A 21,535-nucleotide genomic window follows, 5' to 3' on the forward strand; every position below is an offset into this window, starting at 1 on the left:
GGCTTGACCCGAGCATCTCGTGACGCGGAGGCTCCGAGCTTCGTCCGGCCTGAGATTCTCGGGTCAAGCCCGAGAATGACGTGCATTCCCGCAGCGCCCCTAGAAATACTGCGCCAGATTGCGCCTGATCCGCGGCAGCGGATCCTCTCCCTCTGGCGGATAGGCGAAGGGCTGTCCGGTGATCGTCTCGAAGGCGCGGACATAGACCGCCGAGGTCTGGTCGATCAGCTCCTGCGGGATCGGTGGCAGCGCTTCCTTGTAGGGGTCGCAGCGGGCGACCACCCAGTTGCGCACAAAATCCTTGTCGAAGGATTCGGGCTTCTCGCCGGCGGCGAAACGGGCCGGATAGCTTTCCGCGAACCAGTAGCGGCTCGAATCCGGCGTGTGGATCTCATCGGCGAGGAGGATGCGCCCCTCGGCGTCGGTGCCGAACTCGTATTTGGTGTCGGCGAGGATGAGGCCGCGCTCGCGGGCGAGCTTCCGGCCACGCGCGAAGAGTGCGAGCGCGTAAGCCGAGACGGTGTCCCATTGCTCCTGCGTCAGCAGTCCGCCCTCGACGATCTGGCGCTCGGAGAGCGGCTCGTCATGGCCGCCGTCGAAGGCCTTGCTCGTCGGCGTGATGATCGCCTCCGGAAGCTCCTGATTGTCGCGCAGGCCGTCCGGCAGGGTGACGCCGTACATGTCGCGCTGACCTTGCTTGTAGAGCGTCAGGATCGAGGTGCCGGTCGTCCCGGCCAAATAGCCGCGCACGACGATCTCGACCGGCAGGATCTCGAGGCGCGTGCCGACGACGACGTTGGGATCGGGATATTCGAGCACGTGGTTGGGGCAGATATCGGCGGTCTGCTCGAACCAGTAGCGCGCCGTCTGGGTCAGCACCTGGCCCTTGAGTGGAATCGACGCGATCGCGCGGTCGAAGGCCGAGAGCCGGTCGGTCGAGATCAGGATGCGGCGGCCATCCGGCAAATCGTAATTCTCGCGGACCTTGCCGCGATAGTAGTTCGGCAGTTCCGGAATGACGGCTTCGTGAAGAGGCAGATAATCGGACATGGCGGTGCTTGCCTCTTTGACGGAGCGCGCGGACAGGCGCCGGAGCGCCGTTCAGGCAGTCCTTCTAGCGAAAGCGCGCGTTTTCCACCACCGCGGCGGCATGTGCTTCCCCCGATTGCTGCAACGGCCCGAATATGGCATGCGAAGCCTCGAGCGGGAGCCAGGTCCGCGGCGCACCGACGCAGGCCGCTCCATAGTTCCGTCGTGTTTGGCGGGTGTTGTTGGGCGGAGCCGGCAAACCGGCTTTCGACCATGGATGGCGTGACCCGACCTGCGATGATCCTGCGACTTTCCAGACGTTTCAGCATGGCGCTGCTGGCGCTCGCAGCCCTCAGCGGGCCTGCAGCAGCGCAATCGCCTTCCTGCGACGCCTGGCGGTCGGAACTCGAAAGCCTGCAAGGCCGCAGCGGCGGCGACCCGCGCGCTGCCCAGGCCGCCGAACGTGTCGGCGCCCAGCTTTCGCAGCTCAACGGGCAATATCGCGCGATGGGCTGCGAGCGTTCTTTCGGCATTTTCGATTCGGGCCCGCCGCAATGCGGTGCGATCCGCGCCCAGCTCGGCCAGCTGCAGTCGCAATATGCGGCGCTGCAGCGGCAGGCGCAGAGCGGCGGGGTCGAGCAGCGGCGCGCCCAGCTCGCCGCTGCGATCAACAATAATTGCCGGGCGCAGCCGCGCGGCTTCTTCGAGACGATCTTCGGGATCGAGCCCCGCCGCGGCGGCGAGATCGATTCGACCATGCCGGAACTCGACCCGGAGCAGCCGATGGAACCGGCGAAGCCGCGCCTCGGCGGCCCGCAGACCGTCTGCGTGCGAACCTGCGACGGCTTCTTCTTTCCGCTGAGCAACAACACCGGCAATCCCGACGAAATGTGCCAGGCGCTCTGCCCCGGCGTCGAAACGCTCGCCTACGGCATGAGTGCCGGCGGCGACGTCCAGAACGCCGCCTCGCGCTCGACCGGGCAGCCTTACTCTTCGCTGCCGAACGCGCTGAAGTACACGCGCAGTTTCGACGCGGCCTGCACCTGCCGCGGCCAGGGCGAGAGCTGGTCGGCGGCGCTCAGGAATGCCGAGTATCTGCTCGACAAGCGCAAGGGTGACGTCATTCTGACGGAACAGCGCGCGGCCGAGCTCTCGCGCCCGAAGATCGACCCGAAGGCGGAGGCCAAGCGGCGGGGCGCGGCGCAGCAGCCGGCTCCCACCTCCACTGGGACCGTGCCCGAGGTCGCCGACGACAAGCCGATGCCATCCGAGAACTCGCCGACGTCTGGCACCGAGTCAGCCGGTGTCGGCCCCGACATCGTCGGCGAGAAGGTGCTCGACAAGAAGGACGGGCTGAAGAGCGAGTCGCGCAGCGTTACCGGCGAACGCCGCAGCGTCCGGATCGTCGCGCCCAATCTCGCGCCCAATCTGAGTCCGCAACTCGTCCGGCCCTGATCCGGCAAAGTTCCATGCGCCTTACGCAGGAACGCCGGCAAGACGACAGCGCGCCGGCCGCTGGACGCATGGCTAAAACCGGCGCATAAGGAGCGATCAAGCCGCCCTCGGGAGGCCGCCAGACTGCCTTCCACGGCCTTCGGGCCGCGCGCTCGCCTCTGACGCTCCCCAGCTCCAGAAGGCCGCCATGTCCGATACGACCACCACGCAGCATCCCCATCCGATCGAGCTCGACGACGCCAAACGACGCCTCAAGGCGATCTTCATCGGCTCCGTCGGCAATCTCGTCGAATGGTACGATTTCTACGCCTACACCGCCTTTGCGCTCTATTTCGCGCCGCATTTCTTTCCTTCGCATGATCCGGTCGTGCAGCAGCTCAATGCCGCGACGCTTTTCGCCGCCGGCTTCATCGTGCGGCCGGTCGGCGGCTGGCTCTTCGGGCATCTTGCGGACCGCTACGGGCGGCGGCTATCGCTGATGGTGTCGGTCCTGATGATGTGCTTCGGCTCGCTCCTCATCGCCTTCACGCCGACCTATGCGACGATCGGCTTCGCTGCCCCGGCCCTCCTGGCGCTGGCGCGCATCATCGAGGGGCTGAGCCTCGGCGGCGAATACGGGGCGAGCGCGACCTATCTCTCCGAGATCGCCGACCCCGAGCATCGCGGTTTCTATTCGAGCTTCCAGTACGTGACGCTGATCGGCGGCCAGCTCACCGCGATCCTGGTGCTGCTGCTGCTCCAGAACGTCTTCCTGACGCATGAGCAGCTTGTCGCCTGGGGCTGGCGCATCCCCTTCGTGATCGGCGCGCTGCTCGCCGTCACCGCGATGTTCATGCGCCGACATATGCAAGAGACCGAAGCCTTCGAGGCGGCCAAGAGCACGATGAAGCGCGAAAGCTCGCTCAAGGGCCTGCTGCGCTATCCGCGCGAGGTCGCCATCGTGGTCGGCCTCACCGCCGGCGGCACGGCCGCCTTCTACACCTTCACCACCTATATGCAGACCTTCGTCAGGCAGACGGTCGGCCTCTCCGACATCGTGACGACCTATGTCATCGCGGGATCGCTGATCTTCGCGGCGGCGCTGCAGCCGATCTACGGGCTGATCTCCGACAAGATCGGCCGCAAGCCGATGCTGATGTTCTTCGGCCTCGCCGGCACGCTCCTGACCGTGCCGATCCTGATGACGCTCGCCGGCACGAAATCGGCGTGGATGGCTTTCCTGCTGATCTGCGGCGCCTGGATCTTCACCGCCGGCTATACCTCGATCAATGCCGTCGTGAAGGCGGAACTCTTCCCGACGGCGATCCGCGCCACGGGCGTCGCCGTGCCCTATGCGGTCACGGTTTCGATCTTCGGCGGCACGGCGCCCGCCATCGCCCTGTTCTTCAAGCAGCAGGGCCACGAAGAGTGGTTCTATTACTACCTTGCCGGGATCATCTTCCTGTCGTTCCTGGTCTATTCGACCATGCGCGACACCAAGCACGCCTCGGCGATGGAGCGGCACGAGTGAAGAAGCCCTGTCATTCCGGGGCAGGCCGGCAGGCCTGAACCCGGAACCCACGACTGGGTAAATCGCTGCAAGGCGCCGTCATCAAGAGCTCGCCCAGTCGTGGATTCCGGGTTCGAGCGCCACGCGCTCGCCCCGGAATGACAACCTTCAGGCGCTCTCGCCGGCCAGTCGCTTCAGCGCCTTCTCGCGCCCGATCAGCGGCAGCAGCGCCGCCAGTTCCGGGCCGTGATCAAGACCCGTCAGCGCCTGCCGCAGCGGCATGAACAGCGCCTTGCCCTTGGCGCCGGTCGCGGCCGAAACGGCCTGCGTCCAGCTCTTCCAGGTCGTGGCGTCGAAGGGCTCCTGCGGCAGCAGGCCGGCAGCCGTAGCCGCGAATGACTGATCCGCGATCACGGGCGTGACGGCGCCCTGAACGACCTGCCACCACAAGGTCGCCTCGTCCAGCTTCGCGAGATTGCCGCGCACCGCCAGCCAGAAAGGCTCACCGCCGCCGACGCCGAGCGCGGCGAGCCGCTCCGCAACGGCCTCGAATGAGAAATGATGGAGCGTGCGTGCGCTCAGCGCCGCCAGCTCGTGCTCGTCGAACTTGGCCGGCGCCCGCGAGACATGGGCGAGCTCGACGAGGCCTGCCAGTTCATCGAGGCTAGCGACGGGGCGCACGGCATCGGAGGTGCCGACCATTGTCGCCAGTGCCGCGACCGCGAGCGCCTCGACGCCGCTGTCCCGTAGGCCGCGCAGCGAGAGATGGCCGAGGCGCTTGGAAAGCCCCTCGCCGCTCGCGGTGGTCAGCAGGTTGTGATGGCCAAAGGCCGGCAGGCTCGCGCCCAGCGCCTCGAAGATCTGTGCCTGCACCGCGGTGTTGGTGACATGGTCCTCGCCGCGGATGACATGCGTCACGCCGGTCTCGATGTCGTCGACCACCGACGGCAGGGTGTAGAGATAGCTGCCGTCCTCGCGCACCAGAACCGGATCGGAGAGCGAGGCGCAGTCGACATGCGACGCGCCGCGCACGAGATCTTCCCAAGTGACCTCGCGCGGCTCCAGAAGGAAGCGCCAGTGCGGCTTGCGCCCCTCCGCCTCGAAGGCCGCCTTCTGCGCGGCGGTGAGCTTCAGCGCGGCCCGGTCGTAGATCGGCGGCAGGCCGCGGGCGAGCTGGCGCTTGCGGCGCCTGTCGAGCTCGTCGGCGGTCTCGTAGCAGGCGTAGAGACGCCCCGCCTGGCGCAGGCGCTCAGCCGCGGCGTCATAGACCGTAAGCCTCTCCGACTGCTTGATCACGAGATCGGGCACGATGCCGAGCCAGCCGAGATCCTCGGCAATGGCCTGCGCATATTCGGGCCTCGACCGGCCGAGATCGGTATCGTCGTAGCGCAGCAGGAAGCGGCCGCCATGCCGGCGGGCGAAGAGCCAGTTGAACAGCGCCGGCCGGGCGTTGCCGATGTGGAGATAGCCGGTGGGCGACGGCGCGAAGCGAACCAGGGGCGATGTCATGACGCGGCTTATGGCGCGTTTGCAGGCAGGCGACAATCGCGTCTTTCCGGGCCATGCCGCACCGTTAACCGCGTATTAGGGTTACCAAGGCATGAATTGTCTTCGAGCAGGGCGAAACGGGTGGAGCCGGACAGCTGCTCTGGGAGATCAGGATGCGTATCCGTTCCATCGAGCCCGCGCTCGCGGCCACTGCCCTCGCGGCAGTTCTACTCGCCGCCCCTGCCTACGCGGCGGATTATCTGCGCGGCTCGCAGGTCATCGAGCCTCAGGAACAGCCGACGATCGACCGTGGCATCAACTGGTCCGGCTTCTACTTCGGCGGCGGCGCCGGCGTCTCCGACACCAAGTTCAAGCCCGGGACGGGGCTGCAGGACCTTGCCAACTTCGCATTCCGCAACACGCTGCTTGGCCAACAGGTCAACATGGGCTCGCTGGTCAACAACCTGCCCGAGAAGAGCGATAGCGGCGCGACCTATTTCGGCTTCCTGGGCTACAACTGGGCGTTCGGCGATGTGGTACTGGGCCTGGAGGCCGACTACACGCGCTCCGGACAAAGCTATCAAATCAACGACTTCATTGCCCGCCGCTTCATTACCTCGGACGGCACCATCAACGATTTCTCGTTGAACACGAATCAAAGTGCCAAGCTCGACGACTACGTCACGGCCCGCCTGCGCATGGGCTGGAGCTACGGCAGCATCATGCCGTTCGCCACGATCGGCGGAGCGGTGGGACGCTTCAACACGAGCTCGACGATCGCCACGACCAACTATCTGACCAGAACGAATCCTGTAACCGGGCTGCCGGAGTCCGGTTACTCGGTCGGGCGCTCGCCCGGCGATCCGCCTGTCGGCGCCACCAAAAAGAACGTCTACGGCTTCGGCCTCGCCATAGGCGGCGGCGTGGAATGGGCCCTGTCCGACAATCTCATCCTGCGCGGCGAATATCAGCTCATTCGCTTCGCCGATGTCGAGGGCACGACGACGACTGTCAACACCGCGCGGGCGGCAGCAGCCGTCAAGTTCTGAATTCAGACAATGCCAGAAACGGAAAGGCCGGGACGAAACGTCCCGGCCTTTCCGCTTTTTCTCTCTGCCGCGCGGCCTTATTCGGCCGCCTCGACCTCCGGCCGGGTCCGCCCTGCCCGCTCGCGCTTGACGAGTTCGGCAACCAGGAAGGCGAGCTCCAGCGCCTGCTCGGCATTGAGGCGGGGATCGCAGACCGTGTGATAGCGATCGTTGAGATCGGCGTCGGTCATGCCGCGCGCGCCGCCGGTGCACTCGGTGACGTTCTTGCCGGTCATCTCCAGGTGCAGGCCGCCGGCATGGGTGCCTTCAGCCTGGTGGACGGCGAAGAAGTTCTTCACCTCGGTCATGATCAGGTCGAAGGGCCGGGTCTTGTAGCCGCTCGCCGCCTTGACCGTGTTGCCGTGCATCGGGTCGCAGGACCAGACGACGTTGCGCCCTTCGCGCTTGGTCGCGCGCACCAGAGCCGGCAGGTTGTCGAAGACCTTGTCGGCGCCGAAGCGGGCGATCAGCGTCAGGCGGCCCGGCTGGTTCTGCGGGTCGAGCACCTCGATCAGCTTGAGCAGGCCGTCGACCGTGGTCGAGGGACCGCATTTCAGACCGATCGGGTTCTTGATGCCGCGGAAGAACTCGACATGGGCATGGTCGAGCTGGCGCGTGCGATCGCCGATCCAGACCATGTGGCCGGAGGTGTCGTACCACTCGCCGGTCGTCGAGTCGGTGCGGGTCATCGCCTGCTCGTAGCCGAGCAGCAGCGCCTCGTGGCTGGTGTAGAAGTCGGTCGTGCGCATCTCCGGATGGGTCTCGGGGTCGATGCCGATCGCGCGCATGAAGTCGAGCGCCTCGGTGATGCGCTCAGCGACTTCCTGATAGCGATGCGACTGCGGGCTATCCTTGACGAAGCCGAGCATCCAGCGATGCGCGTTGTCGAGATTAGCGTAGCCGCCCGTCGCGAAGGCGCGGATCAGATTCAGCGTCGCTGCCGACTGCCGGTAGGCCTCGAGCTGGCGGCGCGGATCGGGGATGCGCGCCTCCGCCGTGAAGGCGATGTCGTTGACGATGTCGCCCTTGTAGCTGGGAAGCTCGACGCCGCCTTCCTTCTCCGTCGGCGCCGAACGCGGCTTGGCGAACTGGCCGGCGATGCGCCCAACCTTCACCACCGGCGAGCCGCCGGCGAAAGTCAGCACCACCGCCATCTGCAGGAACAGGCGGAAGAAATCGCGGATGTTGTCGGCCGAATGCTCGGCGAAGCTCTCGGCGCAGTCGCCGCCCTGAAGGAGGAAGGCCTCGCCGGCCGCAACTTTGCCCAACGCCCGTTTGAGCTTGCGCGCCTCGCCTGCAAAAACGAGCGGCGGAAAGCCGGCGAGCTGCTGCTCGACCGCCTTCAAGGCTGCCTGGTCCGGATAATCCGGAATCTGCTGGGCGGGCTTGGCCCTCCAGCTCTCTGGCGTCCACCGCTCGGACATGGGACTACGTGCTCCTGATCTTTGAGATCGCGCGTGGTTAACCTCTTGGTAGCGCGAAGGCGCGGCTATACACCCAAGGCACGAGAATAGCCACCGCGCGCCAGCAGCAGGTTTCGGCATACCAAAACGAGAGCCGAAACGCGGCTCCAGCGCAGCGGCACGCCACCTTCCGCCCTCCGCGCGGGCGATTGCACCGCGCGTCGCCGGGCGGTTCCGCTCCGACGGAATCGACGCTGCGCCGACGCTAGCCCGCCCGCGGCGAGCGCATCGTCACGAGTTCCTCGGCTGCACTCGGGTGCAAGGCGACGGTGCGGTCGAAATCCGCCTTGGTCGCCCCCATCGTCACTGCGATGGCAATGGCCTGGATGATCTCGCCGGCGTCATGGCCGAGGATATGGACGCCGAGTACCTTGTCGGTGGCCGCATCGACGACGAGCTTCATATAGGTGCGCTCGTGCCGCCCGGAGATGGTCGCCTTCATCGGGCGGAAGCCAGATTCGAAGATCCTGACATCATGCCCGGCGGCAATCGCCTGGTTCTCCGACAGGCCGACCGTACCGATCTCCGGCGTGGTGAAGACCGCCGAGGCGACCGTGGCGTGATCAACGGCCCAGGACCGATTGCCGAAGGTGCTGTCGGCGAAGGCATGTCCCTCCCGGATTGCGACGGGGGTCAGGTTGACGCGGTTGGTAACATCGCCGACCGCGTGGATCGACGGCACGCTGCTGGCCGAGGCTGCGTCGACGGCGACCTCGCAGAGCGGACCGAGTTTCACCCCCGCCCGCTCGAGCCCCAGACCTTTCGTGTTGGGCCTCCGGCCGGTCGCGACGAGAACGACATCGGCATCGATCGGCGCGCCATGGGCACAATGGGCGCGGCGGCTGCCGTCGGCCAGTTCCTCAATACGCTCAATGGTGCAGCCGAGACGCATGGTAATGCCGGCATGGGCCAGAGCATCGCGCAGGCGGTTGCGGACGTCTTCGTCGAAGCCGCGCAGGATGTTATCGCCGCGATGGAGCAGCGTCACGGCAACGCCGAGCCGAGCAAAGAGGCTGGCGAATTCGAGCGCGATGTAGCCGCCGCCAACGACCAGAAGCCGCTTCGGCAACGCCGGAAGATGGAAGACCTCGTTGGAGGAGATGCCGAGCTCGCCGCCGGGGATCGGCGGGTCGAAGGCGGGCCAGCCACCGGTCGCGACGAGGATGTGCCGGGCGGTGACGGTCTGGCTGCTTTTGACCAACCGAACGCTATGCGGCCCCTCGACGACGGCGCGCTCTTCCCGGATCTCGACCTTGGCGCCTTCCAGACCCTTGCGATAGAGGCCGGACAGGCGCGTGACCTCGTTCGCCACGGCATCGCGCAGTGTCGGCCAGTCGAAGGCGGGCTTGGCGCCCAGCGTCCAGCCAAAGCCGGCCGCGTCCTCGAAATCCTCGGCGAAGCGGCTTGCATAGACGAAGAGCTTCTTCGGCACGCAGCCGCGGATGACGCAGGTGCCGCCGATGCGATCCTCCTCCGCGATCATCACACGGGCGCCATGCCCCGCCGCGATGCGCGCCGCACGCGTGCCGCCGGAGCCCGCCCCGATGACGAAGAGATCGACGTCGAATTCAGCCATGATCTTCTCCTTGGCGCCCCGGTCCGAACCAGAGGATTCCGGCTCCCAGCAGTGCGATCCACCAGCCCTGCCAGGCTCCGTGCCCGACGACGGAAATTGCAAAAGCGGCAGCGAACATGGCCAGGCGCGGCGCCATCTCCCGCGCGCTCATCCGGCGCAGCCGCGCGAGCAGGAGAAGGCCCGCCAGGAGCAGGATGCCTGCTCCGATCACCCCGGTCTCCGCCCATGCCTGCAGCGGCATGTCATGCGGATGCCCGACGCCGAGGAGCGTCCTGTGCTCCGGCGCCACCTCGGCTGCCACGGGGTGCTGGTCCATGCTGGCCGAGGTCCCGAAGCCGGCGCCTGCGATCGGCTGCACCCGCACGACCTCGCCGAAGCTCTGCCAGATATCGATGCGGGCCTGCCCGGTCATCACGGCGAAGCGGTTCAGGATCATCGAGGGCAGCCAATTGTGGGCGGCAATGCCGAGCACCGGCGCCATCACCATGGCGAGGACGAAGCCCAGGCCGGCCGCCGTCAGCGTCAGGCGCGGCCAACAGGCCGACAACGCCCAGCAGACGACACAGACCGCGACGCCAAGCCGCGCGGACGCACTCTCCGAGCGCAGTGCCAATGCGGCAACAGTCAAACCGAGGATGACCGCCAATATCCGGTCGGACCGGCGTGCGGCCGGCGCATTCCAGAGACCGTGAATCGTCGGAACGGCCAGCATCAGCGCTGTGATTGCGGGCCGGTTGAAGACGAAGCTCATCAGCTTGCCGACGCCGAGCGCCGCCCGCTGCGAGAGGCCAGAGGCAAGTTCGACGATCGATAGCAGGCACGCCAGGATCAGCGCGAATGCGAGCGCCCGCAGCCACGCCGGCCTTGGCCTGAACCGGCCCGAGGCGGCAATCGCAAACGCGAAGGCGATCGGCAGAACAAGCTCTGCCCAGGCGCGCAGGGAGGCGCCCGGCTTGTGACTCCAGGCAATCGAGATCAGCGCCCAGGCAAGGAAGGCAGCCAGGGTCAGTCCCAGGGGTGTCGCAAGCAGGCTCCGCAAGCGCGCGGCGACGCCTCCCGCGTGGCCCGCGGCGACGGCCGCGGCCATGAAGGGAATGACGGCCAAGCCGAGCATGAGCGGGGCGGAGCGGTTGGCCAGCCACATCGCCAGCGGCATCAGCACCATGAGCGCCACGCCGATCGCCGTCAGGCGCGACGGCAACTTCCCCCTGTCGGGCGCGGATTCGTGGCGGTCGGCGAAACGCATCTGACTCATGGGTTGCGATTACGCGATCGCGAGAAGCGCCGCCAGAGACTTATCCGGAAGCCGGCCGGAGTCGTAGAACGAAAGGAGCAGAGGCCAGGGCGAACGCGGCGGAACCGGACGATTATTGTCAAGTCATTATTCAATCAGGCGCAATTGACGCCCTGCGTGGCAAGGTGTCACAGCCGAAGCTGCCCAAAAAAACCACGGCAGGGGCCGTAATCGGAGGAAATCCATGCTGACATCTGTTCTGAAGCGCACTGCCCTGACTGCGGTGGCTCTCGCCGCTCTCTCGACGGCCGCCTTCGCCCAGCTCACTGAACTGAAGATCATGGCCCCCGCAGCGCCGGGCGGCGGCTGGGATGGCACCGCGCGCTCGATGCAGCAGGCTCTGACCTCGGCTGGCATCGTCAAGAGCGTGCAGGTCAACAACGTCACCGGCGCCGGCGGCACGATCGGCCTTGCCCAGCTCATCGGCGCGAAAGGCGACGGCCATCAGCTGATGGTCAACGGCTTCGTGATGGTCGGCGCGATCCTCCTCAACAAGTCGCCGGTCAACCTGACGCAGGTGACGCCGATCGCGCGCCTCACCGCCGAGGCCGAGGTCATCGTCGTCCCGACGGAATCCCCGCTCAAGACCGCCAAGGACCTGGCCGAGCGCCTGAAGGCCGATCCGGCCAAGGTGACCTGGGCGGGCGGCTCGGCCGGCGGTACCGACCACATCCTCGCGGCGCTGTTCGCGCAAGCAGTCGGCGCCGACGCCAAGAAGATCAACTACATCCCGTTCTCGGGCGGCGGCGAGGCGCTGGCTGCGATGCTCGGTGGGCGCGTGACCGCCGGCGTCTCGGGCTATGGCGAGTTCGAAGGCCAGATCAAGGCCGGGAAGCTGCGCGTGCTCGCCGTCTCCTCGCCCAAGCGCCTCGAGAATGCGCCGGACGCGCCGACGCTGAAGGAGCAGGGCATCAACCTCGAACTGCTGAACTGGCGTTCGGTCGTCGCTCCTCCCGGCCTCTCGGCCGACCAGACCAAGGCCCTGACCGAAACCGTCGAGAAGATGGTCAAGTCGAAGGAGTGGCAGGAAATCCTCAAGGCCCGCGGCTGGGACGACGCCTTCCTTGCTGGCGCCGCCTTCGACACCTTCCTGAAGGCCGAGATCGAACGCGTCTCGAAGGTGATGACCGAAGTCGGCCTGGTGAAGTAATTTCTTCCGACGTCTAAGATCGGAGGGGCCGGGAAACCGGCCCCTTTTCTCACCGCCAGAAGCGCGCGAAAGCGCCGGCCTTACCCTGCGGGAACGCCATGACGAACGAGACTCGCACGCAAGGTGCCAACAAGCCGGCACTGGTCGTCGGTGTGCTGCTGCTGATCGTCGCCGCCCTCGTGGGCTACGATGCCTCCACGCAGACCATCACCTCCACCTATGGCATCGGGCCGACAGCCATGCCCTATGTCGTGACGGTCGGCCTCGTCATCCTCGGCCTGGCGCATTTCGTCGTCGCCTTCCGCGAAGGCCTGCCCGAGCCGGAGGCGGCCGACAACAAGGCCCTCCTGTGGATCGCAGGCGGCCTCGTCTTCCTGATTGCCTGCATCGGGCTTGGCGGCGGCTTCATCATCGCCATCTCCGTGGTCTTCGCCTGCACCGCGCGCGGCATGGGCCGGCAGGCCCTGCTCATCGATGCGGCAATCGGCTTCGTCCTCGGCCTGATCATCTTCCTCGTCTTCGCGAAGCTCCTGACGCTGATCCTGCCGTCGGGACCGCTCGAGCAACTCTTCCTCTGAGCCGGGGCTGAACGATGGATACCTTGCTTTCGCTGCTCAACGGCTTCGGCGTCGCCTTCGAGCCCTCCAAGCTGCTGTTCTGCCTCATCGGCGTCTTTCTCGGCACCGCAGTCGGCGTGCTGCCCGGAATCGGCCCGGCGCTGACCGTCGCGCTGCTGCTGCCGGTCACCTTCAAGCTCGACCCTGCCGGGTCGCTGATCATGTTCGCGGGCATCTACTATGGCGGCATGTATGGCGGATCGACCACCGCGATCCTGCTCAATGCGCCGGGCGAAAGCGCCTCTCTCGCCACGGCCCTCGAAGGCTCGAAGATGGCCAAGGCCGGCCGCGGCGGCCCCGCGCTTGCGACATCGGCGATCGGCTCCTTCGTCGCCGGCCTGATCGCGACGATCGGGCTTGCCTTCCTCGCGCCCTGGCTCGTCGAGGTCGCCGTCAAGTTCGGTCCCTGGGACTATTTCGCCCTGATGATCGTCGCCTTCGTCACGGTATCGGCGACCTTCGGCGATTCGCCGCTGCGCGGGCTGACCAGCCTGTTCCTCGGCATCACGCTGGGACTGGTCGGCATCGACAAGCTGACCGGCCAGGCGCGCCTGACCTTCGGCGTGCCGGAGCTGCTCAACGGCGTCGAAGTGACGACGCTGGCCGTTGGTCTCTTCGCCGTGGGCGAGGCCTTCTACGTCGCCTCCAAGCGCTTCCGCGAGCCGGAAGAGATCATCCCGATCAAGGGCTCGCTCTGGATGACGAAGGAGGACTGGAAGCGCTCCTGGGCGCCGTGGCTGCGCGGCACCGCCTTCGGCTTCCCGATCGGCGCCTTGCCGGCCGGCGGCGCCGAAGTCCCGACCTTCCTGAGCTACTCGACCGAGAAGAAGCTCTGCAAATACCCGGACGAGTTCGGCAAGGGCGCGATCGAGGGCGTCGCCGGGCCGGAGGCAGCCAACAATGCCTCCGCCGCGGGAACGCTGGTGCCGCTGCTGACGCTCGGCCTGCCGACCTCGGCGACGGCGGCGATCATGCTCGCCGGCTTCCAGCAATACGGCCTCAACCCCGGCCCGCTGCTCTTCGCCGAGAGGCCGGACCTCGTCTGGGGCCTGATCGCCTCGCTCTTCATCGCCAACGTCATGCTGGTGATCCTGAACCTGCCGCTGATCGGGCTCTGGGTCCGGCTGCTCGCGATCCCGCAGCCCTGGCTCTATGCCGGCATCCTCGTCTTCGCGACGATGGGCACGCTCGCGGTCAACGGCTCGGCGGTCGAACTGACCATGCTCTTCGTCTTTGGCTTCATCGGCTACCTGATGCGCCGCTACGACTACCCGGTAGCGCCGATGGTGGTCGGTCTTATCCTCGGGCCGATGGCGGAGCAGCAATTGCGCCGCGCCTTGCAGATCAGCCTCGGCGACCCGATGATCCTGCTGGAGAATCCGATCTCGGCGACACTGCTCGGCATCGCCGCGCTCGCCTTGGTCGCGCCCTTCGCGATGAAGGGGCTGAACCGCTTCAAGGCCTCCGAGGACTGACGAGGCCGAGCCGCAGCAGGCTCTCGCCGGTCGCGACGAGCGCCTCTGCAGGCGGCCTGGGCTGCCAGCCCAGCATGGCCCGCGCCTTGGCGCTGGTCGCGTTCTTGACGCGGCCGAGCTCCGGCGTCGCTGCCTGACGCGCGGTGGCGCTGAAGCGCGCGGCAAAGCGCACCAGCCAGTCCGGCAATGTGCGGGTCGAGACGCCGGCGGCGCGCTCGCCGAGCCCATCCTTCAACGCCTGGGCGATGGCGTGCATCGTCATGAAATCCCCGGCGGTCGCGAGAAAGCGCTCGCCCGCCGCGGCAGGGTCGGTCATGGCGCGCAAATGCAGGTCAGCGACGTCGCGCACATCGACCACGCCGAACATCAGCCGCGGAACCGCCCAGAGCCTCCCCTCCAGCATGGTCTTCACTAGCAGGATCGAGGCGGAAAGGTCCGGCCCCAGCAGCGGACCGAAGACGCCGACCGGATTGACCACGGCGAGTTCGAGCCCCTGCCCTTCCCCGTCGACGAAATCCCAGGCGGCAAGCTCGGCCAGCGTTTTCGACTTCGGATAGGCGGCGAGGCCGGGCGCGGACGGATTGGTCCAGTCGCGCTCGTCATAGGGGCGCCTCAGCGCGCGGCCATAGCCGATGGCCGCGAAGGAAGAGGTCAGCACGGCGCGCTTCACCCCGGCGCGACGAGCGGCGCGGAGAACGCGGAGCGTGCCGTCGCGCGCCGGACGGATCAGCTCATCCTCGTCCCTGGGAGCCGCTGACGCCAGCGGCGATGCGACGTGCATCACATGGGAGCAACCGGCCATCGCCGCATCCCATCCGGCATCCTGCATCAGATCGGCAGCGGCGATCTGCAGGCGCTCGCCCGCATCGATCCCCGCCGCTTTCAAGGCTTCCCGCAAGCGCTCTTCCCGCGCTGGCGAGCGCAGCGTGGCACGAACATCGAATCCCGCCTCCAGCAGCTTCAGGATGCAATGTCCTGCAACGAAGCCGGAGCCTCCGGTCACCAGCACGAGGTCGCGGGTCATGGTCCTGGCTCCGAAAGCTGCAACTGCGACATCCCGCAGATAGGTCGGCAGCCGAACGAACGCCAGCGCCCAACATGTATCGGCTGCACCGGGACGCAATGCGCGACCGCAGTGGCGCAGATCGCCGGCGGTGCGGCGCTGTGGCGTGTCTCCACTCCCATCGCCCGCCGAACCGGGAAACGGGCAGGCGATACGCCGATGAAGGACCTTGGCGGCACAGGCCTTAAACCGACGCGCCGAACGAAAACGCCTCCCCTTCCTGCGAAGGGGAGGCGTCGATGGCTGGGCGCTGCCCCCGGCCAGCTGCCTTAGAGCGTATGGCCGCGCTTGCGCATTTCCTGCGAGAAGCGATCGAAGAGATAATTGCTGGTCTGCACGCTCCAGGGCTGCAGAAGCGGGAAGATCTCTTCCATCGCCTTGCCACGCAGGCTGGTATAGCGCTGCCCGACCTCGGACTTGAAGAAGCCGGCGACCGCCTTCAGGTCGGATTCCGTCATCTTGCTGGCGAAAACGGCGGCAGACGTCTTGATCATCTCCTCCGAGCGCTTGTCGGCCTCGGCCTTCAGCTCGCCGAGCACGGCATCGGTGTCCTTCGCCATTTCCGGCCGGGTTGCCACGAGGCCCTTCGCGCTCTCTTCGAATTCGCGATAGATATTGTTGATATTCTGCGTGACGCCGGTCAGCTCCATGACCTCGCGCGCCGCCTGGAGATGGCTCGGCGTCAATGTCGGCGTCTGGGCAGAGGCGGGAGCGGCGCCCAGCAGCGCGAGGCCGAGGGCCAGGCTGGCGAGAATATGGCGGATCATGCGGTCAAAACCCCTTCATCGTTGACGAGCCGCCGATGCGACCGGCAGCGTCGCCGGCCCTGCCGAGCCGACCATTGTTTCGCGCGTTCCTTAGCGTGGATCGCACAGGAATGGAATCACTCGATCTTGCCGAGCAGCTTGAGCCCTTCGGCACCGGCGAGGATCGCTCCGGTCGCGAGACCGATGAACAGGCCGTGTTCCACGACCCCCGGCACCATGTTCAGGGCCTGGGCCAACAACTCCGGCCGCTCTATGGCGCCGAGATGGGCGTCCAGGATGAAATGCCCGCCATCGGTGACGAGCGTCGTGCCATCGGCCCGCTCGCGCAGCGAGATTTTGCCGGCGGAGCCGGAAGCGGCGATGGCCTGAGCCACCGCACGGCGCGTCGCTTCCAGGCCGAAGGGTACGATCTCGATCGGCAGCGGGAAGCGGCCGAGCTGCTGCACCAGCTTGCCGTCATCGGCAATGACGATCATGCGCGCGGAAGCGGCGGCGACGATCTTCTCGCGCAGCAGTGCCGCACCACCACCCTTGATCAGCCGCAGCTGCGGATCGAGCTCATCGGCGCCATCGATCGTCAGATCGAGCTCGGGGGTCTCGTCGAGAGTGGACATCGGGATACCCAACGAGACCGCCTGCGCCTGCGTCGCCTCGGAGGTGGCGACGCAGGTCACCGCGAAGCCGGACGCGACCTTCGTACCGAGGAGATCGACGAAATGCTTCGCGGTGGAGCCCGTTCCGAGACCGAGGCGCATGCCGGGCCTCACGAGCTCGAGCGCGCGGGCGGCAGCCTGCTTCTTCAGATCATCGGCGTTCATAGGATTTGCCCGGATGGAGTTTGATGGAGACCGGCCGCTACCCACGAAAAGTAGCGCCGCTCTCCTGCCGCGCCCCGCGCTCCATGTCCAGCGCGCGCAGGTCGCAACGCATTATTTCGCTTGCGGCGTGCACACCGTCTTGTCGTCGAAGACGTAGCAGATGCTCATCTCGCCGGTACGGATATTGACGCGGAAGATGCCGCCCTCGCGCTCGTGCCGGGAGGGCATCAGCGCATAGTCGCTCGGCGCCTGAGGCCCAGCCCCCTCGCCCGTCGGGAAGCACACGGTGAGGCCGACGCCGCCCTCCTTCAGCTGGAACTGACAGGCACCGACCTCGCCCGTCGCCTTGTCGATACGGTAGACCCGGTTGAGATCGGTCTGCGGCGCTGGCGCGAACTCGAACGGCCCTGCGAGGGCCGGGAGCGCACATGGCAGCGCAAGGCCGAGTGCCAATCCCAGGCGTGTCACGCCGGGCCGGATTGCGATGAACTTCGACATGACATGTTTCCCTGCCGCGGGGCGACGAATCGAGCGAACGATACCATCATGCGCGGCGAATTTGGGGAGCCGGTGACGATGGCCCTTTGCGGGAGAGCACTTGCCAGCCGGCCCGCGAAGCCGTTTAAGCCGGTCGTCTGCCGCATTGCCCGGAAAGCCACGCCATGAGCCAGCCCCCGATCGTCGTCTTCGATCTCGACGGAACGCTCGCCGAGACCGCACCGGACATCATGCGGGTTCTGAACGTCATTCTGGTGCGCGAAGGCCTGGCTGCATTGCCATTGGCTCGGGCACGTGAGCTTGTCGGCGCGGGCGCGCGCGCCCTGATCGAACGCGGCTTCAAGGTGTCAGGCCAGCCGCTCGACGCGGAGACCCTGGAGCGGCTCTTCGCGGATTTTCTAGACATCTACGCCGACGATGTCGCCTCCCACAGCCATCTGTTCGACGGCGTGCTGGGCGCGCTCGATAGACTGGCCGACGAGGGCTACGCGCTCGCCGTCTGCACCAACAAGCCGATCCTGCACACGCGCCTGATCCTCGACCATTTCGACATCGCCAAACGCTTCGCCGCCGTGGCGGGGCGCGACAGCTTCCCTTGGTTCAAGCCCGATCCGCGCCACCTCACGATGACCATCGAGGCTGCGAAGGCCGACGTTTCGCGCGCCGTGATGATCGGCGATTCCCGCACCGACATCGCGACCGCGCGCGCGGCAGGCATCCCGTCCATCTGCGTGCCCTTCGGCTATACCGACGTGCCGATCGAGACGCTGGAACCGGATTTCGTCATCCAGCACTTCGACGAGTTGCCGGACGCTGTGGATCGGGCGCTCAATCTGGTACCTGCACGTCCTTGACGGCGTGAAGCGCGCCGACTAGGAGAGGGCCGGTCCGGGCGGCTAGCTCAGCGGTAGAGCACTCCCTTCACACGGGAGGGGTCACAGGTTCGATCCCTGTGCCGCCCACCATTTTCCCGACATCGTCAGCGCAGGACCCGGGCCGCACCATCCGGCAGCGGCTGGCCTCCCTTTGCGATCGCGACCAGTTCCTCGGCGAACCGGGCCGCGATGGGCAGGCGGAAATGCAGGGGATCCCAGTAATTTTCATCCCGCGCCGTGATCGGCGAGGCATGCGCGTAGTCGACCAGCGTCGCGCCATGGCGCCGCGCCAATGCGGCGATACCCGCCTTGCATGCACCGTAGCGCTGCCAGCCCGCCGAGCCTTCGCGGGGGTAGCCCATCAGATGTGCGGGCGGCAGGACGAGCATCACCTGCGTTTCCTTCGGGAAGGCGGCGATCGCCTCCTCCAGCCAGGCGAGAGCGGGAAAGCGCCAGCCAGCGCTTTCAGCGGCTGACACCGGCATCGGCGGCAAGGGCGTCAAATCCAGCTTCTGGCCGCCATTGCTCATGTAGATGTGGCTGCGCGCGCGAGCCAGATCGTAGCTCGCCTCCGGCGGCGTGAAGACCTCGTAGCCGTCGCCGCGGATACGCTCTCGCGACCAGCCGAGACGATAGGCCATCAGCCGGCCGGCGATCTCCAGATTGGTCAGGTTGAGCAGCTTCGGCCAATCGGTCCAGCGAACCTCTCGCGAGAGCCAGTCCGGCATCGGCCGCGGCGTCAGGCGCTTCGCCGCATCGGTGGCATCGGGCTCGCACCAGGTGACATCGAGGCCCCAGATGATTCGCTTGGGAAGGCTGACATGATCCCGGAACAGCCCGGCCATCTGCAGTTGCTCCCAAGGCGTCGCGGCATTCATCGCAAGGTTGACGAAGCGCGCATCGAGTCCCTGCGAAAGCGTCTGCGGATCGAGAAGGCGCATGGTCGAGGTGCCGAGCACCGCCGCATCGAAGCGCCCGGAGCGCACGAGCTGCGGGTACATGAAGCGCTGGTTGATATCCATGATCGGCCGGGCCGGCTGCCCCGCGGCGACCCGCATGCCGAAAGGATCGAGCGCAGCGACGAACGCGAACAGCAGCCCGGCGCAGCCCGCCGCCGCCACCAGGAACCACCGCGACCAGACGATCCAGGCCTTCTCCATGCTGGCCCTGTACTCCAATGTCATGACCCTGACCGGTTAGCCGGCCGGCGCCCTCTTCGCACATGGGATGCCTCCGTCACAACGCGGAAGGCGCCGCAGTTGGCAGCCGCCGCGCGAACATGCGAGAGAGGCCAGATGATCTCAGGCGCCTTCCGCCGTCTGGCCAGCCCCGCGCAGCGACTTATCGCCGCCCTGCTCGCGCTCTGCCTGCTGCCCGGCCCCGGGTACGGTGCGGACGAGCCGCTGCCGGCCTCCTCCGGCATCCAGGATGCACTATGCCGCCTGATCGACGACGCCGCACGGGAGCACGCGGTGCCGCCGGCCTTTCTGACCCGGCTCATCTTCCAGGAATCGAGCTTTCGCCCGCATGTCACGAGCCCGGCCGGCGCACAGGGCGTGGCGCAGTTCATGCCCGGCACGGCGCGCGAGCGCGGCCTGCTCGATCCGTTCGACCCCGAGCAGGCCGTGCCCAAGGCTGCGCATTTCCTCGCCGAGCTGCGCAACCGCTTCGGCAATTGGGGGCTTGCGGCGGCGGCCTATAATGGCGGCCCGAACCGCCTTGCCGGCTGGCTTACCGCCCGCGCTGCAGGGCAGACCCGCTTCCTGCCGATGGAGACCGAGAACTATGTCCTGCTGATCACCGGCGCCTCAGTCGAGGACTGGGCCGAGGATGCCCGCAACAGCGCCAATGGCGACGGGCGCTCGCCGCCGGCGCGACCGGCGACACGCGATCAGCTGGCCGCCTGCGCGCCGACGCTGGTCGCGATCCGGCAGGCTCGCCCGGCCCTCCCCGCAATTGCGGAGGCCCCCTTCGCGCCCTGGGGCGTCCAGCTCGCCGGCAATTTCTCCAAGGCCCGCGCACTCGCCAGCTTCCAGCGCGCGAGCGCTCGCCACCGCACCATCATCGGCGAGCTCGAGCCGATGATCATCGGCACGCGCCTGCGCAGCCGCGGCACGCGGGCATTCTACCGGGTCCGGCTGCCCGCGGCGACGCGCGCCGAGGCAACCGCGCTCTGCCGGCGCATCCAGATCGATCGCGGCGCCTGCGTGGTCCTGAGGAGCTGATCCATCGCAGCCATGTTGCATGTGCGCAACGCGGAATGGCAAAGCTCGAACGCTCTCAGTGATGTGATAAAAGCCCGATTGCAGCGGCCCCGGGAAGCTGACAGGACGTTGAGGAGACGTTGACTTTTCCGTGTCAACTTCGTGTCCACACGCTGCCCCGACCGCCCGAGGTTCTCGATGATCCGCTCCATCCGTCTGGCCATGCTCGCCGGTCTTGGCCTGCTTGCCCTTGGCTCCGCCGCCCGGGCCGAAATCGATCCGCTGACGCGCCAGCCTCTGGTGCAATATGTCGACCCGGCGAAGGCGCAGGCTACCGCCGTTCCGCGCGAGGTCGTTGACTATCCGACGCGATACCAGCCGGGCACGATCGTCATCAATTCGACGGAGCGCCGTCTCTATTTCGTGATGCCCAATGGCAAGGCGGTGCGCTATGGCGTCGGCGTCGGCCGCCCGGGCTTCGACTGGGCGGGCAGCCAGAGCATCACCCGCAAGGCCGAGTGGCCGAGCTGGACCCCGCCGTCGCAGATGCTGAAGCGCCGTCCCGACCTGCCGCGCTTCATGCCCGGCGGCCCGGACAACCCGCTTGGCGCCCGCGCCATGTATCTCGGCTCGACGCTCTATCGCATCCATGGCTCGAACGAGCCGGAGACGATCGGCCAGGCCGTCTCCTCGGGCTGCATCCGCATGCTGAACGAGGACGTCATCGATCTCTACGAGCGCACCAAGGTCGGCACCCGCGTCGTCGTCGCGCGCTGAGTCGCTCACGCTTCATTCCCATCGAATAAGCCGGCGGAAACGCCGGCTTTTTTGTTTGGCCGGCTCGCCCCGCGATCGACCGGTCGCATGGCCCTCGCAACGCAAGGGTTTGGCCACGACGCGACCTCGCGCGCGTCGGTCGCGCGGACGTGGGAATTGCCGACTTCTTGACGAGCCACGCCACAGGCCCGGGATGACCGCGTGGTTGCGGGAGAACGCTGCGCGCTCAGGAGACGAGGGACAGCGGAGCTCCCGGCGCCATTCCGGCTCGGGACACGCGCACATTCATCGGGCTCGACCATTTTCATCAAAGAACCCGAAACCATCGGCCAAATTCGCCATTCGACAGTCAAAATTCGCGAACGCCACCGCTCAACTTCAACGACGATGCGCATGCACGCCGGATCGC

The 21,535-nt window shown here is 66.9% G+C and carries 19 protein-coding genes and 1 tRNA gene; 10 read left to right on the top strand and 10 right to left on the bottom strand.

Going from position 1 to position 21,535, the window contains the following annotated elements; genetic code table 11:
* Positions 1 to 99: 99 nt before the first annotated feature.
* Positions 100 to 1,050 (bottom strand): phosphoribosylaminoimidazolesuccinocarboxamide synthase, encoded by a 951-nt coding sequence (locus AC1DDA_RS03370; protein ID WP_476794629.1) that lies wholly within the window; start codon positions 1,048 to 1,050, stop codon positions 100 to 102.
* Positions 1,051 to 1,311: 261 nt separating this feature from the next.
* Here AC1DDA_RS03370 and AC1DDA_RS03375 point away from each other — a divergent pair, with 261 nt between their 5' ends.
* A complete protein-coding gene (locus AC1DDA_RS03375; protein WP_476794630.1) occupies positions 1,312 to 2,484 on the top strand; it encodes a DUF2865 domain-containing protein in 1,173 nt (390 codons plus the stop codon).
* Between the two features lie 187 nt (positions 2,485 to 2,671).
* Positions 2,672 to 3,994 (top strand): MFS transporter, encoded by a 1,323-nt coding sequence (locus AC1DDA_RS03380; RefSeq protein WP_476794631.1) that lies wholly within the window; start codon positions 2,672 to 2,674, stop codon positions 3,992 to 3,994.
* 147 nt (positions 3,995 to 4,141) lie between these two features.
* On the opposite strand, the gene gltX is transcribed toward AC1DDA_RS03380, so the two are convergent.
* Complete coding sequence (gltX, locus tag AC1DDA_RS03385) at positions 4,142 to 5,482, bottom strand: glutamate--tRNA ligase (RefSeq protein WP_476794632.1); 1,341 nt, start codon at positions 5,480 to 5,482, stop codon at positions 4,142 to 4,144.
* Positions 5,483 to 5,634: 152 nt separating this feature from the next.
* Between gltX and AC1DDA_RS03390 the strand changes: the two genes are divergently transcribed.
* Complete coding sequence (locus AC1DDA_RS03390) at positions 5,635 to 6,510, top strand: outer membrane protein (RefSeq protein WP_476794633.1); 876 nt, start codon at positions 5,635 to 5,637, stop codon at positions 6,508 to 6,510.
* A gap of 77 nt (positions 6,511 to 6,587) precedes the next feature.
* Here the strand turns inward: AC1DDA_RS03390 and AC1DDA_RS03395 are convergent, their stop codons facing one another.
* The 3 genes from AC1DDA_RS03395 to AC1DDA_RS03405 all read right to left on the bottom strand — a co-directional run bounded on the left by AC1DDA_RS03395 (position 6,588) and on the right by AC1DDA_RS03405 (position 10,834).
* On the bottom strand, positions 6,588 to 7,973 hold the full coding sequence (locus tag AC1DDA_RS03395) for a class II 3-deoxy-7-phosphoheptulonate synthase (protein WP_476794634.1): 1,386 nt from the start codon (positions 7,971 to 7,973) through the stop codon (positions 6,588 to 6,590).
* Between the two features lie 244 nt (positions 7,974 to 8,217).
* Entirely contained in the window at positions 8,218 to 9,588 is a 1,371-nt protein-coding gene (gene gor, locus AC1DDA_RS03400; protein WP_476794635.1) for a glutathione-disulfide reductase, read from the bottom strand.
* A complete protein-coding gene (locus tag AC1DDA_RS03405) occupies positions 9,581 to 10,834 on the bottom strand; it encodes an O-antigen ligase family protein (protein WP_476794636.1) in 1,254 nt (417 codons plus the stop codon). Before AC1DDA_RS03405 ends, gor begins: the two co-directional genes overlap by 8 nt.
* A gap of 232 nt (positions 10,835 to 11,066) precedes the next feature.
* Here AC1DDA_RS03405 and AC1DDA_RS03410 point away from each other — a divergent pair, with 232 nt between their 5' ends.
* From AC1DDA_RS03410 to AC1DDA_RS03420, 3 genes are all read left to right on the top strand, one after another.
* Positions 11,067 to 12,032 carry a Bug family tripartite tricarboxylate transporter substrate binding protein gene (locus AC1DDA_RS03410; protein ID WP_441512354.1) on the top strand — a complete coding sequence of 322 codons (966 nt, stop codon included), beginning with the start codon at positions 11,067 to 11,069 and terminating at the stop codon, positions 12,030 to 12,032.
* Positions 12,033 to 12,130: 98 nt separating this feature from the next.
* A complete protein-coding gene (locus AC1DDA_RS03415; protein WP_476794637.1) occupies positions 12,131 to 12,610 on the top strand; it encodes a tripartite tricarboxylate transporter TctB family protein in 480 nt (159 codons plus the stop codon).
* A gap of 14 nt (positions 12,611 to 12,624) precedes the next feature.
* Positions 12,625 to 14,124: a tripartite tricarboxylate transporter permease gene (locus AC1DDA_RS03420; protein ID WP_476794638.1), complete on the top strand. Its 1,500-nt coding sequence runs from the start codon at positions 12,625 to 12,627 to the stop codon at positions 14,122 to 14,124.
* Here AC1DDA_RS03420 and AC1DDA_RS03425 read toward each other — a convergent pair.
* The 4 genes from AC1DDA_RS03425 to AC1DDA_RS03440 all read right to left on the bottom strand — a co-directional run bounded on the left by AC1DDA_RS03425 (position 14,105) and on the right by AC1DDA_RS03440 (position 17,270).
* The gene (locus tag AC1DDA_RS03425; protein WP_441512351.1) at positions 14,105 to 15,148 is read right to left on the bottom strand and encodes an SDR family oxidoreductase; all 1,044 of its coding nucleotides are present in this window, start codon (positions 15,146 to 15,148) and stop codon (positions 14,105 to 14,107) included. The genes AC1DDA_RS03420 and AC1DDA_RS03425 overlap by 20 nt on opposite strands.
* A gap of 308 nt (positions 15,149 to 15,456) precedes the next feature.
* The gene (locus AC1DDA_RS03430; protein WP_476794639.1) at positions 15,457 to 15,954 is read right to left on the bottom strand and encodes a DUF2059 domain-containing protein; all 498 of its coding nucleotides are present in this window, start codon (positions 15,952 to 15,954) and stop codon (positions 15,457 to 15,459) included.
* Between the two features lie 116 nt (positions 15,955 to 16,070).
* Positions 16,071 to 16,772, bottom strand: coding sequence for a ribose-5-phosphate isomerase RpiA (rpiA, locus tag AC1DDA_RS03435; protein WP_476794640.1), 702 nt, complete (start codon positions 16,770 to 16,772; stop codon positions 16,071 to 16,073).
* Between the two features lie 111 nt (positions 16,773 to 16,883).
* The gene (locus AC1DDA_RS03440; RefSeq protein ID WP_476794641.1) at positions 16,884 to 17,270 is read right to left on the bottom strand and encodes a hypothetical protein; all 387 of its coding nucleotides are present in this window, start codon (positions 17,268 to 17,270) and stop codon (positions 16,884 to 16,886) included.
* A gap of 164 nt (positions 17,271 to 17,434) precedes the next feature.
* Between AC1DDA_RS03440 and gph the strand changes: the two genes are divergently transcribed.
* Both gph and AC1DDA_RS03450 read left to right on the top strand, forming a co-directional pair.
* Positions 17,435 to 18,124, top strand: coding sequence for a phosphoglycolate phosphatase (gene gph, locus AC1DDA_RS03445; RefSeq protein WP_476794642.1), 690 nt, complete (start codon positions 17,435 to 17,437; stop codon positions 18,122 to 18,124).
* Positions 18,125 to 18,160: 36 nt separating this feature from the next.
* Positions 18,161 to 18,235, top strand: a tRNA-Val gene (locus AC1DDA_RS03450).
* A gap of 14 nt (positions 18,236 to 18,249) precedes the next feature.
* Here the strand turns inward: AC1DDA_RS03450 and AC1DDA_RS03455 are convergent.
* Positions 18,250 to 19,305 (bottom strand): hypothetical protein, encoded by a 1,056-nt coding sequence (locus tag AC1DDA_RS03455; protein ID WP_476794643.1) that lies wholly within the window; start codon positions 19,303 to 19,305, stop codon positions 18,250 to 18,252.
* A gap of 135 nt (positions 19,306 to 19,440) precedes the next feature.
* Between AC1DDA_RS03455 and AC1DDA_RS03460 the strand changes: the two genes are divergently transcribed.
* The gene (locus AC1DDA_RS03460; protein ID WP_476794644.1) at positions 19,441 to 20,370 is read left to right on the top strand and encodes a lytic transglycosylase domain-containing protein; all 930 of its coding nucleotides are present in this window, start codon (positions 19,441 to 19,443) and stop codon (positions 20,368 to 20,370) included.
* Positions 20,371 to 20,547: 177 nt separating this feature from the next.
* The gene (locus tag AC1DDA_RS03465) at positions 20,548 to 21,126 is read left to right on the top strand and encodes a L,D-transpeptidase (RefSeq protein WP_441512344.1); all 579 of its coding nucleotides are present in this window, start codon (positions 20,548 to 20,550) and stop codon (positions 21,124 to 21,126) included.
* The last annotated feature ends 409 nt before the right edge of the window (positions 21,127 to 21,535 follow it).

The organism is Allobosea sp. 10N428 (genome assembly GCF_056394545.1).

Bases quoted from the DNA above. Each gene is read 5' to 3' on its own strand.
- AC1DDA_RS03390 (WP_476794633.1), top strand. From the start codon at position 5,635: ATGCGTATCCGTTCCATCGAGCCCGCGCTCGCGGCCACTGCCCTCGCG.
- AC1DDA_RS03370 (WP_476794629.1), bottom strand. From the start codon at position 1,050: ATGTCCGATTATCTGCCTCTTCACGAAGCCGTCATTCCGGAACTGCCG.
- AC1DDA_RS03455 (WP_476794643.1), bottom strand. From the start codon at position 19,305: ATGGAGAAGGCCTGGATCGTCTGGTCGCGGTGGTTCCTGGTGGCGGCG.
- AC1DDA_RS03395 (WP_476794634.1), bottom strand. From the start codon at position 7,973: ATGTCCGAGCGGTGGACGCCAGAGAGCTGGAGGGCCAAGCCCGCCCAG.
- gor (WP_476794635.1), bottom strand. From the start codon at position 9,588: ATGGCTGAATTCGACGTCGATCTCTTCGTCATCGGGGCGGGCTCCGGC.
- AC1DDA_RS03380 (WP_476794631.1), top strand. From the start codon at position 2,672: ATGTCCGATACGACCACCACGCAGCATCCCCATCCGATCGAGCTCGAC.
- AC1DDA_RS03415 (WP_476794637.1), top strand. From the start codon at position 12,131: ATGACGAACGAGACTCGCACGCAAGGTGCCAACAAGCCGGCACTGGTC.
- AC1DDA_RS03440 (WP_476794641.1), bottom strand. From the start codon at position 17,270: ATGTCGAAGTTCATCGCAATCCGGCCCGGCGTGACACGCCTGGGATTG.
- AC1DDA_RS03420 (WP_476794638.1), top strand. From the start codon at position 12,625: ATGGATACCTTGCTTTCGCTGCTCAACGGCTTCGGCGTCGCCTTCGAG.
- AC1DDA_RS03425 (WP_441512351.1), bottom strand. From the start codon at position 15,148: ATGACCCGCGACCTCGTGCTGGTGACCGGAGGCTCCGGCTTCGTTGCA.
- AC1DDA_RS03410 (WP_441512354.1), top strand. From the start codon at position 11,067: ATGCTGACATCTGTTCTGAAGCGCACTGCCCTGACTGCGGTGGCTCTC.
- rpiA (WP_476794640.1), bottom strand. From the start codon at position 16,772: ATGAACGCCGATGATCTGAAGAAGCAGGCTGCCGCCCGCGCGCTCGAG.
- AC1DDA_RS03460 (WP_476794644.1), top strand. From the start codon at position 19,441: ATGATCTCAGGCGCCTTCCGCCGTCTGGCCAGCCCCGCGCAGCGACTT.
- AC1DDA_RS03430 (WP_476794639.1), bottom strand. From the start codon at position 15,954: ATGATCCGCCATATTCTCGCCAGCCTGGCCCTCGGCCTCGCGCTGCTG.
- AC1DDA_RS03465 (WP_441512344.1), top strand. From the start codon at position 20,548: ATGATCCGCTCCATCCGTCTGGCCATGCTCGCCGGTCTTGGCCTGCTT.
- gltX (WP_476794632.1), bottom strand. From the start codon at position 5,482: ATGACATCGCCCCTGGTTCGCTTCGCGCCGTCGCCCACCGGCTATCTC.
- AC1DDA_RS03405 (WP_476794636.1), bottom strand. From the start codon at position 10,834: ATGCGTTTCGCCGACCGCCACGAATCCGCGCCCGACAGGGGGAAGTTG.
- gph (WP_476794642.1), top strand. From the start codon at position 17,435: ATGAGCCAGCCCCCGATCGTCGTCTTCGATCTCGACGGAACGCTCGCC.